General features: G+C 66.6%; 14 protein-coding genes and 1 tRNA gene. 9 read left to right on the top strand and 6 right to left on the bottom strand.

The features are described 5' to 3' along the window. Nucleotides 1–54: 54 nt before the first annotated feature. Together ACFLIM_RS25120 and ACFLIM_RS25115 are read right to left on the bottom strand one after the other, a co-directional pair. Complete coding sequence (locus ACFLIM_RS25120) at nt 55–1,053, bottom strand: CU044_5270 family protein (protein ID WP_393169360.1); 999 nt, start codon at nt 1,051–1,053, stop codon at nt 55–57. Then, a complete protein-coding gene (locus tag ACFLIM_RS25115) occupies nt 1,050–1,625 on the bottom strand; it encodes an RNA polymerase sigma factor (protein ID WP_393169358.1) in 576 nt (191 codons plus the stop codon). The genes ACFLIM_RS25120 and ACFLIM_RS25115 overlap by 4 nt, the downstream gene beginning before the upstream one ends. A 477-nt stretch (nt 1,626–2,102) precedes the next feature. On the opposite strand from ACFLIM_RS25115, the gene ACFLIM_RS25110 reads away from it, so the two are divergent. The 5 genes from ACFLIM_RS25110 to ACFLIM_RS25090 are packed head-to-tail and all read left to right on the top strand — an operon-like array spanning nt 2,103 to nt 4,328. Next, nucleotides 2,103–2,330 (top strand): hypothetical protein, encoded by a 228-nt coding sequence (locus ACFLIM_RS25110; protein ID WP_393169357.1) that lies wholly within the window; start codon nt 2,103–2,105, stop codon nt 2,328–2,330. Between the two features lie 2 nt (nt 2,331–2,332). Continuing rightward, a complete protein-coding gene (locus ACFLIM_RS25105; protein ID WP_393169355.1) occupies nt 2,333–3,505 on the top strand; it encodes a nucleotidyltransferase domain-containing protein in 1,173 nt (390 codons plus the stop codon). Continuing rightward, nucleotides 3,477–3,914, top strand: a complete 438-nt coding sequence (locus ACFLIM_RS25100) for a hypothetical protein (protein WP_393169353.1) — start codon at nt 3,477–3,479, stop codon at nt 3,912–3,914. The genes ACFLIM_RS25105 and ACFLIM_RS25100 overlap by 29 nt, the downstream gene beginning before the upstream one ends. Before the next feature lie 37 nt (nt 3,915–3,951). Beyond that, a complete protein-coding gene (locus ACFLIM_RS25095) occupies nt 3,952–4,146 on the top strand; it encodes a hypothetical protein (RefSeq protein ID WP_393169351.1) in 195 nt (64 codons plus the stop codon). Beyond that, nucleotides 4,131–4,328, top strand: a complete 198-nt coding sequence (locus tag ACFLIM_RS25090; RefSeq protein WP_393169349.1) for a hypothetical protein — start codon at nt 4,131–4,133, stop codon at nt 4,326–4,328. The genes ACFLIM_RS25095 and ACFLIM_RS25090 overlap by 16 nt, the downstream gene beginning before the upstream one ends. A gap of 73 nt (nt 4,329–4,401) precedes the next feature. Here the strand turns inward: ACFLIM_RS25090 and ACFLIM_RS25085 are convergent, their stop codons facing one another. Both ACFLIM_RS25085 and ACFLIM_RS25080 read right to left on the bottom strand, forming a co-directional pair. After that, nucleotides 4,402–4,611 (bottom strand): hypothetical protein, encoded by a 210-nt coding sequence (locus ACFLIM_RS25085; RefSeq protein WP_393169347.1) that lies wholly within the window; start codon nt 4,609–4,611, stop codon nt 4,402–4,404. A 161-nt stretch (nt 4,612–4,772) separates the two neighbouring features. Next, nucleotides 4,773–5,876, bottom strand: coding sequence for a hypothetical protein (locus tag ACFLIM_RS25080; RefSeq protein ID WP_393169346.1), 1,104 nt, complete (start codon nt 5,874–5,876; stop codon nt 4,773–4,775). 269 nt (nt 5,877–6,145) lie between these two features. Here ACFLIM_RS25080 and ACFLIM_RS25075 point away from each other — a divergent pair, with 269 nt between their 5' ends. Then, nucleotides 6,146–9,832 carry an NACHT domain-containing protein gene (locus ACFLIM_RS25075; RefSeq protein ID WP_393169344.1) on the top strand — a complete coding sequence of 1,229 codons (3,687 nt, stop codon included), beginning with the start codon at nt 6,146–6,148 and terminating at the stop codon, nt 9,830–9,832. A gap of 1,018 nt (nt 9,833–10,850) precedes the next feature. Beyond that, on the top strand, nt 10,851–12,416 hold the full coding sequence (locus ACFLIM_RS25070) for a tyrosine-type recombinase/integrase (protein WP_393169342.1): 1,566 nt from the start codon (nt 10,851–10,853) through the stop codon (nt 12,414–12,416). A gap of 209 nt (nt 12,417–12,625) precedes the next feature. Here the strand turns inward: ACFLIM_RS25070 and ACFLIM_RS25065 are convergent. Next, nucleotides 12,626–12,699, bottom strand: a tRNA-Arg gene (locus ACFLIM_RS25065). A gap of 532 nt (nt 12,700–13,231) precedes the next feature. Here ACFLIM_RS25065 and ACFLIM_RS25060 point away from each other — a divergent pair. Together ACFLIM_RS25060 and ACFLIM_RS25055 are read left to right on the top strand one after the other, a co-directional pair. Continuing rightward, nucleotides 13,232–14,014, top strand: coding sequence for a phosphotransferase (locus ACFLIM_RS25060; RefSeq protein WP_393169341.1), 783 nt, complete (start codon nt 13,232–13,234; stop codon nt 14,012–14,014). Continuing rightward, nucleotides 13,998–14,936 (top strand): cobalamin biosynthesis protein, encoded by a 939-nt coding sequence (locus tag ACFLIM_RS25055; protein ID WP_393169339.1) that lies wholly within the window; start codon nt 13,998–14,000, stop codon nt 14,934–14,936. Before ACFLIM_RS25060 ends, ACFLIM_RS25055 begins: the two co-directional genes overlap by 17 nt. Before the next feature lie 60 nt (nt 14,937–14,996). Here the strand turns inward: ACFLIM_RS25055 and ACFLIM_RS25050 are convergent, their stop codons facing one another. Beyond that, entirely contained in the window at nt 14,997–15,230 is a 234-nt protein-coding gene (locus ACFLIM_RS25050; protein ID WP_393169337.1) for a hypothetical protein, read from the bottom strand. Between the last annotated feature and the right edge of the window lie 44 nt (nt 15,231–15,274).

The following is a 15,274-nucleotide window of genomic DNA, read 5'->3' as shown; positions in this document are numbered from 1 at the left end:
CCGAGGCGTTGATCGAAGATCAGCGACTCTAGCCTGAGCGCGACACGCAAGGGGTCATGGCCGCTCCCCGGCCTGGTCCACGACGCCGATCGCGACGCGGGTGAAGATCGACCAGGTCGTTCCCTTCTCGATGCTCCACTCCAGATGAGGGGGAACGGGAACCTGCTTGCCGTCCTTCATGGTGAACCTCAGGGGGCCGTTCGGCTTGGGGTAACGCTCCTCGTGGTCGGTGATCGCCGTCTCCCGCCGCGCCCGGTAGGCGTAGGTCACGGGATCCAGGAGAATTTCGACCTTGCGCCAGCCTTCGGCGACCTGCGAGACCGACACCGCCGGACGTCCCTCGGTGTCGGTCGCCGTCTCGTCCACTGTCACCCCGGGCAGCTTGGCTATCGCCCGGAAGATCGCGGCTTCATGCTCCGGAGAGACGAGGTTCTGGCTGAGGGTCACGGCGAAGCGCAGGAAGATCCACTCGTCGTCGGCAGGGCCCGCATCCTGGTAGAGCTCACGGTATTTGGCCAGGAGTGCGTCAGGGTCGGTCGGCAGCGAGGCCAGCAACGCGTAGGTGTTCTCCGGCGTCCTCTCACCGGGATTGGAGGTCCGCAGCTCACCGTCCACCAGATAACCCACCCGCTTGCCGTCGGCCCGGGTCCAGAACGGTTCGACCGTCTCCGGCAGCGGTGTCTGCGGGGTGATCCGTTCGCCCTGGCCGATACGGCCGATACCCTTGCCCCAGACCACGACACGGCTCTCGGTGTAGATCCACTGATCGCCGCGGGGCGGCGTGAACTCCTTCTCCTGTACGGCCGCCGCGATCCTGGTCAGCACCACCTGAGCGTTGGCGGCGGGCAGCGTGCGCTCTCCCTGGAACACGCTCACCCCGGTCGTGATGATCACGGCGGCGGCGGCCACCGCCAGCGCCCGGACCGCCCATCCGCGCCTGGGGCGTGGACGGCCGGCGCGGGCCAAGAGAGCCGCCCGGGCTGCGGCTTGGGCGTCGGGGGCTGGCGGCGCCGGGCGCGCCCAGTCATCGCGCAGCCTCTCCAGGTCGTTCATGATCCGTCCCTTTCCAGTGCGGCTTGGACTTTTCTGCGGGCCCGGTGCAGCCGTGAGCGGGCCGTTCCGGCCGGGATGCCGAGCGCGCTGCCCGCTTCCTCCGAGGTCAGCTCCGCCCAGGCGACCAGGAGCAGCACGTCCCGATCGCGATCGGCGATCTCAGCCAGTGCCTCGGCGAGCCGGCGCGTGCGGGCTCCCGCGTCGACGGCCCCGGCGACCTGGTCGGCGTGGTCCTCCACGGGGCTGTCGGCGCCCGCCTTGGCCAGGGCCCGGTACTGGCGCACTTCGGCGCGATGATGGCGGGCGATGAGGTTGGAGGCGATGCCGTACAGCCAGGGCCGCGCGTCGGCGCGGGAGACGTCGTAGCCTGCCCGTTTGTCGAAGGCGATGAGGAACGTCTCCGCGGCGACGTCGTCGGCCAGGCCCTCGCCTAACCTGCGCGCGGCATAGCCGTGGATCTCGGGGTAGTAGCGGTCAAATATGGCGGCGAAGCGCTCCGGCTCCCGCCGGGACTGTTCGATGATCACGGCGTCCGCTGCTTGGGCCGGCAGCGCGCGTGACATCGAAGTCATCTCTCGATCCCTGGGTTCACACCGGTTCTTCACCGATCAGGAGACAAGTGTTCACGACGTCCACTCACCGGACCCTGGCTGAGGTAGAACTCATCGGGGCCGGGCCACCCTATGGGACGGCGTCCGGAACGCGATCCGGGGCCACGCCCCACGGGCGCGGCCCCGGATGGAGATCGGCCGGATGCCAGTCGGCGCAGATGGCGAAGACCTTACCCAGCGGGCGGCGAGGGTCGGAGATGAAGGCGTCGGGGCCTCCGAATGCCCGTATGAGCACCCGGCCCGGCCCCCGCAACACGCTGTGAGAGCTGGTCAACGTGCCATACGTGCCTGAAAAGCTCATCTTGCTCTGAACTGCAAGAAGCGGGGGACAGAGGTCAACAATCCCAAATAACAGTGCCCTCACCCCGTCCCAGGACCTCCCAATCAACCCGAGAAACTGAACATAAGAACTTGACAGGGAAGGGGACGGTGTCGGTGATGCCGTCCCATTCGGCCACGGTCCGGCACTTCGTCGGCAAGGAGAACGTGCTCCGCATCAACCCGACCGTCCCGACCGGGGCTGTCGCGCTCGACAAGATCGACATCCAGACCCTCTACGGACTCGCCGGCCACGTCAGCCGCGACGCCTCCCCGGCCGTCCACCGTCGCTTCTGCGACCACAGCGCGCCGGTGTTCGCCCCCTACTACTCCGCACGCGAGGAATGACAATGGACGCGCTGATCAAGGCGCCGAACCTGGACACGCTCTCCGGGATGCTCTCCGATCTGATCAACGGCGCCGTCGAACTGCTCGACATCTCGCCGCACCTGCACGAGACGGCCGTCGAGCGGTACGAGGAGGTCGGCGCCTGGCTGGCCGACAACGGCGGCACCGACTGGAAGATCTACCCGCAGGGCTCGTTCCTGCTGGGCACGGTCGTCCGTCCCTTCCGCCTAACCGGCGAGTACGACATCGACCTGGTGTGCTGGCTCCCGCTGGCCAAGGAGAGCACCACCCAGCAGGAGCTCAAGGATCGCGTCGGCGGCCATCTGACGGCCTACCGCAGGTGGAAGGTCCGCCAGGGGCACGCCGACAGCCCCCTCAACATCGAGTCCAGCCGCCGCTGCTGGCAGCTCGGCTACTACGGGTTCCATCTGGACGTCCTGCCCTCCATCGCCGACATCGAGCGCCCGCCCACCGGGATCCTGCTGACCGACAAGAACCTGCGGGCGTGGCAGCGCAGCAACCCTCGGGGCTACGCCGCCTGGTTCCAGGATCAGGCGAGGCCGCGGCGCGTCATCGAGGCCAAAGGCCATCCCGGCGTCGCGGACGTCCCGGCCTGGCAGACCCGCAACACTCTCCAGCGGGTCGTGCAGGTCCTGAAATGGCACACGATGCTCATGTTCGAGGACGACCCCGACAATCGGCCGCCGTCGATCCTGGTCACCACCCTGGCCGCCCACGCCTACCAGAGCGACATCGACCTCTTCACCGCCCTGCGCAACGTCCTGGACGGGATGCCGCACTTCATCACGAAGCCCGGCGGCACCTGGTGGGTGCCCAACCCAGCGCACCAGGGCGAGAACTTCACCGACAAGTGGAACGAATACCCCGAGCGGAGGGTCGCGTTCTACCGGTGGTTCGACGAGATCAGGAGGCTCGTCGACGGGCTGGCCGCCATGGAGGGCAAGGGCTACCGGGACGTGTTCGCTCGCATCACCGAGTCGTTCGACCGTGCGCCGATGCACGCCTCGGTCCAGCGGGTCGCCGCCCGCCTCGGCAGCCACAGCAGTGACCTCCGGCTGGACCGGACCGGCGCCCTGTCGGCGTCCGCCACGGCGACCGGCCCCCACACGGGCCGCCACACCTTCTATGGCCAGCACCCCGCGCCGCGCAGTTAACCTGGGGCGGCAGGCTGCAGCCATTCACGCAGTCCTGCCGCACGCCCAGACCCGCATCCACAAGGGCCGCCTGTGGTGCAGCGTCACCCTGCAGCCCGCGCCGATCTGCCGGGTCTACACAGTGCAGGTGACCTACCGGCACCGGGGGCGGCCTCATGTGATCGTCACCGACCCTGAGCTGGAGCTGCACCCGCGCGCCACCGCGCTGCCCCACGTCTACCCGGGCGGCGATCTTTGTCTCCACCTGCCTGGGGAATGGAACGACAGTATGTACCTCGCCACGACGATCCTGCCGTGGACGAGCGAATGGCTTCTCCACTATGAACTCTGGCTCGTCACCGGCCGATGGTCGGGTAGCGGCCACGATCACGCCGTCGCGAACGAAGACGCGGCCTGGCCGGGCGGATGAACGACCTGGCGCATCGCGGAGCGCCTCTTCGGAGGAGTTGCCCGCCTCGCCATCCGGCTTCGAGATCGGCTCCCTCTGGGGACAGATCCCTGTCGAGCACCTGCAGGTAGCACTCAAGGCTCTCGAACCCCAACTGAAGCGCGAGCACGAGTTCCGCATGAAGCAGCTCGACAAGAAGGAGAACGAAGTGGCTGCCCGGCGGCGCACGCGCTCCAAATGGCCGGGATCGTAGCCGGGCTTGTCCTGGCGGCCAGCATGCTCGGCATCAATGGGCAACCGGGGCTCGCTGCCCTGCTCTCCGGCCCGAGCATCATCACCCTGATCAAGGTGTTCATACTGCGGAAGTCGGACAAGAGCGACGCTGCAGCAGCCGCCGAAGCGAGCAAGGCAGCCGTCCGGAATCTTGCCCCGTAACGGCCGTTTGTAGCTATGTCGAGAACACGGCCATATCTGGCATTGCACCTGCCGATGATTACATCCGCCCAGATCACGGCCATGTGGACGCCGCGTGGCGTGCGCGAGCTCCGACCACCCGCAGAAGAAGACGTGCGGCATGGTGATCGGTCGTGCTCCTTCGTCTGGCCCACTTGCCCGTCACGAACGCCTTCGCGCGTTGCGGTTGCTGCCCCTGGGCGATCGGGACAAGGACGTCGAGATTCTCGCCCTGCACCACCAGATCGCCGTCCTGCACCGGCAACTCGGCGACGACACCAAGGTGAGATCGCGCCCGAAGACCGGGCCTTTCTCTAGCAGCACCTGCGCGATCAGACGCCGTCACCGCCATCCGTCAGCCAAGCTGGCACCACACTGCCGCACGGAGCGCCGCCAGGAAGAGCCGCGACCTGGCGCGCCGAAGGGCTAGGGCGCGGACGTCTCGTTCGAGGCCTGCAGCACGATGAGGAGTTCCTGAAGCAGCGCGTTGATGTACGAGCGCGGCGGCAGGTCGTCCATGCCGATCCGGCTAGGGCCGGTACGGATCTGCCGGTGCAGGACGTCGTCGCTTGGGTTGCGGTATTCGGTGAGCCTCTTGACGTACCTGGCGTCGGTCGTGCCCCATTTGTGGTTGGCAACGACATGGGCGAAGGTCGTGCGCCCGAATGCCGGGGGAATGTGGTCGAGGATTGCGCGGAGCAGCATGTGGCAGGCATAAGGTTGGTTGGCCGCGTAGTTGCCGTTGAGCTCCCGGGCTAGGCCCACCAGCTTGTCCAAGCTCCAGTGGCAGACGGAGTCCAGTTCCTCGAGTTCCCTGATGAGATCGAGGTTGACGTAGGTCGGCTTCGGCAGGGCGATCGGCTGAGCAGCCCGGCCGATCGGTGAGGCGGGTGTGGTGGGGGCGTCTAAATGGGTGCCCCAGTCGGTGACGATCTCGCTGGCCTTCGCGACGTACCCCTGCAGGTCGGTTGCCTGCCGGTACTTGAGGATCTCACGGGAGATGTCGCGGGTCCATGAACCGCCAGGGGTACGTGAGGAAGAGGCTCCCCAGGTCGCGGGCTCGCCGTCCAGGATGTCCGGCAACCCGGCGAGGAACCCGGGCGGCAGGTTCGGGAACGTCAATCCGACCTCAACCGCCTCCAGCATCGGCCGCGCGGATTCCGTGGGAGTTGGGGTCGACTGCCGAAGTCTCGCGATCATGTGGTGCAGCACGCGCAAGAACGGGTCCGCGATGAGCGGACGCAGCTCGGGCAGAGGCAGCGCTGCCGCGACGGTCAATCTGATGATGTCGGCGTCACCGATGTGATGCTGGGGCGCGGAGGTGAATCCGTAGGACGGACCGGTCATGCCTGCGAAACCGACGCGCGGCAGAGATTTGAGGAGCTGCTGAGCATCGAGATCCCGGCGATCGAGCTGGTTCTGTACGAAGTACCAGGTCGGCCAGGCACTCGAATCCGCATATGCCTGGGCGATCGTGAACAGCAAGAGGATCTGATCGTCGGTCAGCTCGGAATGAAGATTGCTCACCATGTCCTTTCTTGCTCGCCGGCCCCGGTGCGCGGCCACGTCGCGTAACTCTAGCTATCGGCAGCTGTGAGTGTGTAGACATGCATCGTCCGATGCCTCGTCGGACAGCAGGGCGCGACCTCCAGGACAAACGACTCTTTCGTGCGTCGTAGTACATCTACATACCTTGATCTTGGCTGAGGCGTCCTTGTGATCCATCACGATGATGCAATGCCGCTTTCTCCCTACACTGAAGGGTCTCAACAGTGCCGTAGGGACGGTCGAGCCGGAGCATGACGGATCGCAGAAGCAGTAACTCGTGGAAGTACCTGTATGAGCGGCTGGGCGAGAAGCGGTTTCAGCAGTTGTGCGCGGCCCTGCTGAAGGAGCGCTCCCCGGAGGTGACCTGTTATCCCGTGGGACAGCGCGACGGCGGTCGCGACATCACGCACTTAGGACCCGAGAGGTTCCTCATCTACCAGGTCAAGTGGACGTCTGACCGGCTGCAGGATCCAGTGCCCTGGCTGGAGTCCGCCATTACGGGCGAGGCGGCCAACATCAGGCGCTTAGTCGCCGCGGGGGCGCGCGAGTACCTGCTGATGACCAACGTGGCCGGTACCAGTTACCCAGGGCGTGGCACGATGGACCGGCTTGAGGAGAAACTCGACAACCACTCGCGGACGTTCGGGATCGCGATGAGATGCGAGTGGCAGAGCGATCTCGACGCCCGGGTGGATGCCGCCTCCAGGGAAGTGAAGTTCGCGTACGGCGACATGCTTGCGGGCTATGACCTCGTGCGATATCTGCTGGAGTGCGACCGGCTGGAGGTGCGTGAGCAGGAGCTGCGCAATCTGCTAGTGAAGGTCATCGCCACCCAGTGGGAGCAGGACGCGAAGGTCAAGTTCAAACAGGTCGAACTGGACTCCCATCGCCTAGTCGACTTGTTCGTCGATGTGGAGGCGCGCCAGATCTCGGCGCCCCGCCCCATCGCGCCCTCGGGTGGGTCCGTGGCAGGCCAGCTCTCGTTCGACGATGACGAGGGCCAGATCGTGGGAGGCGCCGCACAGTATCTGGTGGACAAGCAGCACCCGTTGACGTTGATCCGTGGAGAACCCGGTCAGGGCAAGTCGACCCTGGGGCAGTTCGTGTGCCAACTGCATCGCGCCGCCTACCTGGACCGAGCGCCGTATGTCGGCGACAACGGCCAGTTCACCATCATCGATCCACGGCTGCCGCTGCGGGTCGACCTGAAGGATTACGCGGCTTGGCTGGAGGGTGATTCCCCCTACGCCACCAGCGACACCCCACCGGCGGCCAGGCCTCGAGGGGCGGCCTCCTCCTCGCTGGAGTCCTTTGTGGCCTACCTGCTGTACGCGCACAGCGGCGGGCTTGCCGTCAGCGTGGCAACGGTCAACGAGATCTTCAGCCGCTTCCCGCTGCTCCTGGTGCTGGATGGGCTGGACGAAGTCGCCAAATCGCGCATCCGCAGGCAGACCGTCGTCGAGATCGAAGCGTTCGCGGCCCGTCTCTCCGTCAACCGGATCAGCCCTCAACTGATCGTCACGACCCGGCCCAATGCCTCCGGGCTACCTGAACCCTCCTCGGAGCTTTTCCGCGTGCTGGCATTGGTCCGGCTGAATCCAGCTCTGCGCACGGCCTACCTGCGTAAATGGGCCGATGCGCGCGGTATCTACGGGGCTGAGCGCCGCGCGCTGCAACGGACTTTCGATCACCGGTCCGCCGAGCCGCACATCGCCCAGCTCGCCGAGAACCCCATGCATCTGACGATCTTGCTCTACCTGATGTACAAGCGCGGCGAGTCGGTCCCCAGCAAACGCACCGAACTTTATCGCTCCTACATGGAGACCTTCCTGGATCGAGAAACCGAAAAGAGCCGTGTGGTCCAGACCTACCGCAGCGAATTGGAGCGGGTGACGGCCTTCCTGGGCTGGCACATGCACAGTAACGCCGCGCGCGGCAACACTCGCATGACCGCGAAAGAGATCAAGAAGACGCTCAACGCGCACCTGTACGACATCGACGCTGATACCTCGCTGGTGGAGCAGCTGTTCACCGGCGTGACCGACCGCGTGTGGGCACTGGCCAGCAAGGTGCAAGGCACCTTCGAATTCGACGTGCAGCCGGTCCAGGAGTACTTCGCCGCCAAGTACCTATATGAGGTCGCCAACGCTCCCGGCGGACGATCAGCCCTCCTGGGGTACCTGCTCCGCCGCCCGTTCTGGTGGAACACCGCTCGGTTCTACGCCGGGTTCGCCACCATCAACGAGCTTCCCGCCCTCTTAGAAGAACTCCAAGAACAGCAGGAAGCTGGCCAACACCCGGGACAGATCCGCCAGGCGATCTGGTCTCTGCTGGCTGACGGCGTGTTCACCCCGCGCCCGCGAACCCAACAACGCACCGCCCGACTACTGCGCGACGACCTCAGCATCCAACTGCTGATCCATGCTCTGGACACGGGCGGCCAGTTGGTGGCGCTGCCAGCCGACCGGGGCGGAGCTGACCTGGTAGAGGTGCTGTGGCAGGACGTGGCAACCGATCCGACCCGGCCGCTGACAGCCGAGCGGATGCGATTGGCGCATTGGCTTCAGCCCGATCGCGACGCCTTCGGCACCTGGTGGCTGCCCTACCTGGATCAGGCACTGGGCACAGGCAACGAGATGCCCTGGTTGGAGGCGGCCATCCCGTGGAACGGCGGGCGGCTATTGAGCGCTGACCATGCCAACCGACTCGTGATGGACGACGCACAGGCTCCTGCGACCGCACTGGCCGCAGGTGTCCAGGCCATCCCCGACTCGCCGCTGGAACATCGACTGGTTACTGCGGTGCTGGGCGGCTTGTGCTCACATCGGGTGAGCGAGCAGGTAGCCGGGTTCGCTGGCGATCTCCTCAAAGCCCTCGATCCCCGCAATTTCCTCATCATGGCGGCCCGGGACCGCAACGCCCCACTCGACGCCGGCCGCTCCCGGAACCCGGCTCATCTGAGCCAAACCCAGATCACGGCGGCCTGGCGACGACTCATCGCCCGCGACCCGCGCTTTGAACGAGTTCGTGAGGCGCGTCGGTTCCTCAAGGGGCAAAAGGACACCACCTCGCCGTGGGGGAACACCGCCCGCGAGCTGGCGGGCATTGTCGGGCCGTGCTGGCTGGCGGCCGAGATCGCCATCATCGGCGCCGCCGCCTCCCGCCAACGCTGGATGACAGGTGGCGACATCTCCTCCGGCTCCCAGCCCTTCGGCGCCGCCCCCGACTACGGGCGGTTGCTGCAAAACCTTCGAGCGGCGCATACCGATCCTGAGTGGTGGCGCGAACAACTCCGAACCCACCCCGACCCACTCTCGCGCGGTGCGTGGGCTCTCGCGCTGGTGTCGGTCGCCGACGGCGCCGTCGTTCGAGAGTGCTTAGCTGATCTCGATGCAACAGTCGGTGTGCTGCCACGTGCTCTGAGCACCGCGCTGATGCTGAGCTCCAGCCGCCTGGGCGCGGCCTACTTTGCCCGGCGGCTCTCCGGCCAGATTCTCGCCGATACCGTCGCGCTCTCAGCGCAGACTTCCCTGTTGATCGCCCACCATGAAGACCTCTCCGCTACGCGCTGGCCCCCTTGTCAGCCACTGACCACGTCGCGGCTGATAGAGATGGTCAGCTATGGCGCTGCTGCTTGGCCCGCTCATTACGCGCTGACGGCGCGGATGGTGCACGACGCCACGTCCGAACACCTGGACGGACTCAGCACACTAGGGCCCACGGACCTGCACATTGGCGATCTGTCGAGTCTCTCACTTCAACTTCCCGACCTCGTCGCCACACCGATTCCCTTGGGGCACATAAAGATCATACTAGAAGACCCCGGACACTATCCTCGATCCTGGGTCAACGCCGCCGACCTGCAGCTGTCCCGGCGGGATCAGGCCCCCCACCTGGGACAAACAGCAGAAAGCGAAGGCTGGTTCAGCCTCGACTGATGGTTAGCCGATGCGCTCCCCCAACTAGCGGCCAGCCATGGAGACACAAAAGCTGGCGACTTTAATCCGCAGGCGCGCTGACTCCCCAATGACCGTCGCTCGCATCCTGCTGGCCGCCATGGCCGTTCGCTCACCGGGTCGAAGCAGGCAACCGCCGGTCGAGGACGGGGAGTGTGCACCGGATACGGATGCTTTGTCCGGTGATCATGATTGAACCTTTGCTTCGCCCGCGGTCCGAATCCGGGCCTGATCGCGGGTATTTATATAGGTGACAGGGATCAGGTGGTCCAGGTGATCGGGCCACACCGACATGACTTCACCGCACGACACCGCAACACCACCGAGCCACATCATCCGCCGTGCCACGCGAACCGCGGACCATAACGTTCAGCACGACCGACGGCGCTCATCTGCCGATCGAAGCGCCCCATCGGGCAGCGGCTGCGCGGTCATTCCAGGCCGGCGCCCTGGAAACGGCTTCTCATCTCGCTCGCGCGCATGGGTGCGTTCCTGCGGCGAGAGCCGTCCTTGCTCTGTGGCGACTCGAAGCGAAGAGTGCTGAGCCGGCGGCGACGCCGTGCGGAGACCGCCGACGCCCCCGGCCCGGCGATGACCGTCGGATTCGGCCTTGACCATTGCCATCCAGGTGGGCGTCGATACGCCCTGTCCGGCACGGCCATCGATGCGGCGGGGTGACGACCACAGGCGTGCTCGCCCGATTCACACCACCGCATCGGCCGCGCCGGACGGGAACACGGCGACCCCGGCGCTCCACACCGCACAGACGGCGGCACGGGCGACAGGACCGCCGTGCACCCGTAGCCAGCCACCACCGGGGCCATGGCTGAACGGGATAGCGCGGGATGCGTGTCTGGAACAGGACTACCGAAGGCACGCCCTTCGAACAGGGCGATCAGTCCCTTCACCGGCCACTTCCAGAGCTGAGCGCCACCCGCCCCTGCTCACCACGACACCGGCCCCGCCCGACAGCACCGAAGAGAACAGGACAGGCACCACCATGGCCGAGGGACGCACCTTCAAACGCTGCTCCTGCCGCGACGCCAACGGCAAGGCACTCGGGCAGCAATGCCCCAAGCTGCGCCGCGCCGACGGCGGATGGAGCTACCGGCACGGCATCTGGAACTACCAAATCGAACTCCCACCCGCACCCGACGGCAAGCGCCGCGGACCGCTGCGCCGCGGCGGCTTCGCCACCCAGGACGCCGCCAAGGACGAACTCAGCCGCGTGCGTGACCTCCTCGCGCTGGCCGACCCTCGCGAGCCCGCCACCCGTACCCAGATCGCCGACCTGATCAAACGCACCCTGGCCGAGACCGACACCCTCCCGGACGCGGAAACAATCCGCCGCAAGATCAAGACCGGGCAGCATCTCACCCAGGAGATCACCGTCGAGCAGTGGCTGGCCGAGTTCCTCAACCGCAAACGGAAGATCGAGAAAACCACCCGACGCTCCTACGAAGGCCACATCCGCCTCTACCTCACCCCGTATCTCGGGCGGCTGCGGTTGGACCAGCTCAAGGTCAGCGACATCGCGTTGATGTTCGAGCAGATCGAGGAGTTCAACGACACCATCGCCGAACGCCGCGCCGACCCCGACCCGAAGGTCCGGGCCACGGTGAAGTACCGGCGGCCGATCAGCATCGCCACCATGCACCGCATCCGCGCCACCCTGCGCCACGCGCTCAACATGGCCATGCGCCAAGACCGCCTCATCGACTTCAACCCCGCCGCCGTGCTGGAGATGGCCGCCTACACCCGGCCCAGGCCGCTGGTGTGGACCGAGGACCGGGTCCGCGGCTGGCAGGAAGACTTCCGCACCTACCGGGAGGCGGAGAAGCAACGCCGAGGTGGGCGTCGGGTCGATCCCATCGACGCCTACACCAGCGTGCCGCGCCCATCCCCGGTCATGGTGTGGACGCCCGCGCACACCCGCCGGTTTCTCAAGGAAGCCAAGGCTCACCGCCTGTTCGCCCTCTACCAGCTGATCGCGCTGCGCGGCCTCCGCCGGGGCGAGGCGTGCGGGCTGCGCTGGAAGGAGGTCGATCTCGACCGCCACACCCTGACCGTGAACTGGCAGCTCGTACAGCTGGCCTGGCAGGTTCATGAGGGCACCCCGAAGACCGACGCCTCGGTCCGAACCATCGCCCTGGACACCGACACCGCGCAACTGCTGCGTGCCCATCGGCAGCAGCAACTCCAGGAACGCCTGGCCATAGACGAAGCGTGGACCGACAGCGGGTTCGTCTTCACCCAGCCCGACGGCAACCGGCTCCACCCCCAGCACATCTCCGACCAGTTCCTCTGGCTGGCCTACCTCGCCGGCCTGCCACCCATCCGCCTTCACGATCTCCGCCACGGCGCGGCCTCACTGATGCTCGCGGCCGGGGTGGAGATGAAGGTGGTGCAGGAGACCCTGGGCCACACGTCCAGCGCGTTCACCGCCGACACCTACACCTCCGTCTACCCGCAGGTGGCCATGGCCGCGGCCGAGAAGACCGCCGCCCTGCTCTTCGGTAAGGAAGATCAGGCCGAACCGGGCAAAGTCATCTCGCTGAGGAGCTGAACAGTCGGATTAAGCATCCGGCCCCGCATTCGCCGCCTGCTCGCGGCGAGGCGGGGCCGCTGCTCTTCCCGCAGCAGTCGGACATGGTGAATGGATCATGGTGTGTGCGGGGTTGGTGCGCGCGAGCACGCATGGAGCACGCAAACGCCAGAAGAAAGTTCTAGAACGCATCCGATCCCGCATCACCGCAGGTCAGAGCATGATCAAAGCGCGCCCTGCAGGATTCGAACCTGCGACCGTCGGATTAGAAGTCCGGTGCTCTATCCAGCTGAGCTAAGGGCGCTCCCGCCTTATTGTGCATGATCCGGCGACTTGTCATGCACACGTTTTCCCCGTGTCAGTCTGTCAGGCCGATCACACCCCACATACAGCATCCCCAGGGCAGCCGGTGGCATGTCTGGCCGTGTGGCTTCAAGGAGGATATCGGAGGTTGCCAGGTAGAGGAGGAAACGGGAGAAAGCCCTAGGTTCGTCCGATTGGTACGCGGTGTCGATCAGGGCCCTGGCCATCCACAGCCTCCTGACCGGGTGGTGCTGGTGGTCAGGCCGAGGTCTGGCCGGGCGTGGTGGTGAGTGGGCATCGTTGGTCGTGGGCGTTGTGTGTGTCCATCCGGCTACGCCCGGCATCACGCATGTGGCGGTGCTCACGGATGGGTGGTTGCGGTCGGTGAACAGGCCGCGCAGGAGCCTTGTGGGGAACGTCGCCGGCGGGAGCTGGGTGGGCATGAAACGCCAGGCTGGTGGGTCGATGGTGTGGCATCCGGGATGGGAAAAGCCCGGGCGGGGGTGGCGCAAAAGGGTTTAAGCTCTCGTGGCATGGTCGCGACGCTCCTGCATGAGATTCCCCTGCAGGGCGGGGACGTGACTGACGGGGTGGTGCGGGTCGGAGACACCGTGCGCAGACCGGCCAGTACGTCGACACCCGCCGTGCACGCCCTGCTCAGGCACCTTGAGGCCGCCGGGTTCGAAGGTGCGCCGAGGGTGGTGGGGATGGATGGGCTCGGGCGGGAGATCCTGACCTTTGTTCCTGGTACGACCGGGCTGTGCCTGGCCAGCGTGACCGATGAGGCTCTGATCGGGCTGGCCCTCTTGCTGCGCGAATACCACGATGCGACTGCCGGGTTTCCGCTGACGGCAGAGGGCTGGGCGGGCGGATCAAATGACGACAAAGCGCCAGAAATCATCGGTCATTGTGATCTAACGCTAGATAACGTGATTTTTCGGGCGGGGCAGCCCCACGCGCTGATCGATTTCGACTTGGCCCGCCCAACTACCCGGCTCTTCGACATTGTCACCACCCTCAGGCACTGGGCCCCCATCGCCGACCCCGTCGACCGCCCTCCGCTCCTCCGCAATCTCGACGTCGGGGCTCGGCTGCGGCTGTTCTGCGACGCGTACGGCGTCCTCCCCCGCGACCGCCGCCGCCTGCTCGAGCTGGCCAGGATCCGCTTCCACCGGTCCTACACCGCCATGCGCACCCGCGCCGCGGCAGGCGGCAACTGGGCCATGATGTGGGCGGGCGGCGCGGGCGAGCGCATCCGCCGTGCGGCCTCCTGGCTGGACGTGCACGAAGATGAGCTTCATGCCCATTTGGTATGACCCCCTGGGCCTCGCCCTCGGCGTGGCCCTCGACCAGTTCCTCGCCGACCCCCGCAGCACCGCCCACCCGGTCGCTCTGTTCGGACAAGCCTCAGCAAAACTGGAAAAATCCCTATATAAGGACAAAAAAGCGCGCGGAGTCGTACATGTCGTCGTATGTGTCGGCGGCGTCACCGCCCTCGGCGTGCTGGCCCAGCGGGTTCCGAGCCGCGCAGCCCGTACGGCCGTGACCGCCGTCGCCACCTGGGCCGTGCTCGGCGGCACCACGCTCGCCCGCGAGGGCGCCTACATGGCGGACGCCCTCGAACGCGACGACCTGGAACGAGCCAGGGCCAGGCTCCCGCACCTCTGCGGCCGAGACCCCGCCCACCTGGAGGCGCCGGAGCTGGCGCGGGCCACGGTCGAGTCGCTGGCCGAGAACACCTCCGACGCCGTGGTGGCCCCGCTGTTCTGGGGCGCGGTGGCGGGGGTGCCGGGGCTGCTGGCGTACCGGGCGATCAACACGCTGGACGCCATGATCGGCCACCGCTCCCCCCGCTACGAGCGCTTCGGCTGGGCCGCGGCCAGGCTCGACGACGTGGCGAACTACCTGCCTGCCAGGGTGACGGGCCTGCTCACGGCCCTGACCGGCCCGAACCCTGGGCGTGCGCTGACCGTACTCAGACGGGACGGCCACCGGCACCCCAGCCCGAACGCGGGCAGGTGCGAGGCCGCGTTCGCCGGCGCGCTCGGCGTCACGCTGGGCGGCACGAACGTCTACAGCGGCCGCACCGAACACCGCCCCACCATGGGCGAAGGCCCCAAGCCCGACGTCAGGGACATCCGCCGCGCCGTCCGCCTGACGCGGGCGGTGAGCCTCGCCGCCGCGGGCGTGGCCGTACTGACCGCATGGACCTTACGACGCGCCCGCGCTCCGCATTAGGGAATTGCGCCGCCAGTGCCACGCCGCGCAATTGCGCGGTAATTAGCAAATGGCCGCTACTCACATTACGCGGTTCAGGTTGAGTACGATCCAGATCACGAATATCGCGACCAAGGTAATCCCGATCATCGACCTGGCCGCGTTGTGCGCGACCTCCTTGCGTGTCGTGACCTGCCTAGCGCTCTGCTTCCAGACCTGACGCATAATGATCATGGTCTGGAAGCGGCGGCCGAGGGCGAACACGGCGAGAGCGATGATGATGAATAAGATGACGCGACCGTCTGCAGGTGCCACGGAGATCCCCCTGTGGGCCTTGAAGAGTTAATGCCCCCGAAACT

The sequence above is a fragment of the Nonomuraea marmarensis genome (assembly GCF_043197025.1).
In the GTDB taxonomy this organism is placed as follows: domain Bacteria; phylum Actinomycetota; class Actinomycetes; order Streptosporangiales; family Streptosporangiaceae; genus Nonomuraea; species Nonomuraea marmarensis.
Note: the sequence above shows the minus strand (reverse complement) of the source record. Positions and strands in the feature narration are given on the sequence as shown.

Excerpts from the sequence above, each read along its gene's own strand:
- ACFLIM_RS25110 (WP_393169357.1), top strand. The coding sequence starts at position 2,103 with ATGCCGTCCCATTCGGCCACGGTCCGGCACTTCGTCGGCAAGGAGAAC.
- ACFLIM_RS25115 (WP_393169358.1), bottom strand. The coding sequence starts at position 1,625 with ATGACTTCGATGTCACGCGCGCTGCCGGCCCAAGCAGCGGACGCCGTG.
- ACFLIM_RS25105 (WP_393169355.1), top strand. The coding sequence starts at position 2,333 with ATGGACGCGCTGATCAAGGCGCCGAACCTGGACACGCTCTCCGGGATG.
- ACFLIM_RS25075 (WP_393169344.1), top strand. The coding sequence starts at position 6,146 with ATGACGGATCGCAGAAGCAGTAACTCGTGGAAGTACCTGTATGAGCGG.
- ACFLIM_RS25055 (WP_393169339.1), top strand. The coding sequence starts at position 13,998 with ATGCCCATTTGGTATGACCCCCTGGGCCTCGCCCTCGGCGTGGCCCTC.
- ACFLIM_RS25080 (WP_393169346.1), bottom strand. The coding sequence starts at position 5,876 with ATGGTGAGCAATCTTCATTCCGAGCTGACCGACGATCAGATCCTCTTG.
- ACFLIM_RS25060 (WP_393169341.1), top strand. The coding sequence starts at position 13,232 with ATGGTCGCGACGCTCCTGCATGAGATTCCCCTGCAGGGCGGGGACGTG.
- ACFLIM_RS25120 (WP_393169360.1), bottom strand. The coding sequence starts at position 1,053 with ATGAACGACCTGGAGAGGCTGCGCGATGACTGGGCGCGCCCGGCGCCG.
- ACFLIM_RS25100 (WP_393169353.1), top strand. The coding sequence starts at position 3,477 with ATGGCCAGCACCCCGCGCCGCGCAGTTAACCTGGGGCGGCAGGCTGCA.
- ACFLIM_RS25070 (WP_393169342.1), top strand. The coding sequence starts at position 10,851 with ATGGCCGAGGGACGCACCTTCAAACGCTGCTCCTGCCGCGACGCCAAC.
- ACFLIM_RS25090 (WP_393169349.1), top strand. The coding sequence starts at position 4,131 with ATGGCCGGGATCGTAGCCGGGCTTGTCCTGGCGGCCAGCATGCTCGGC.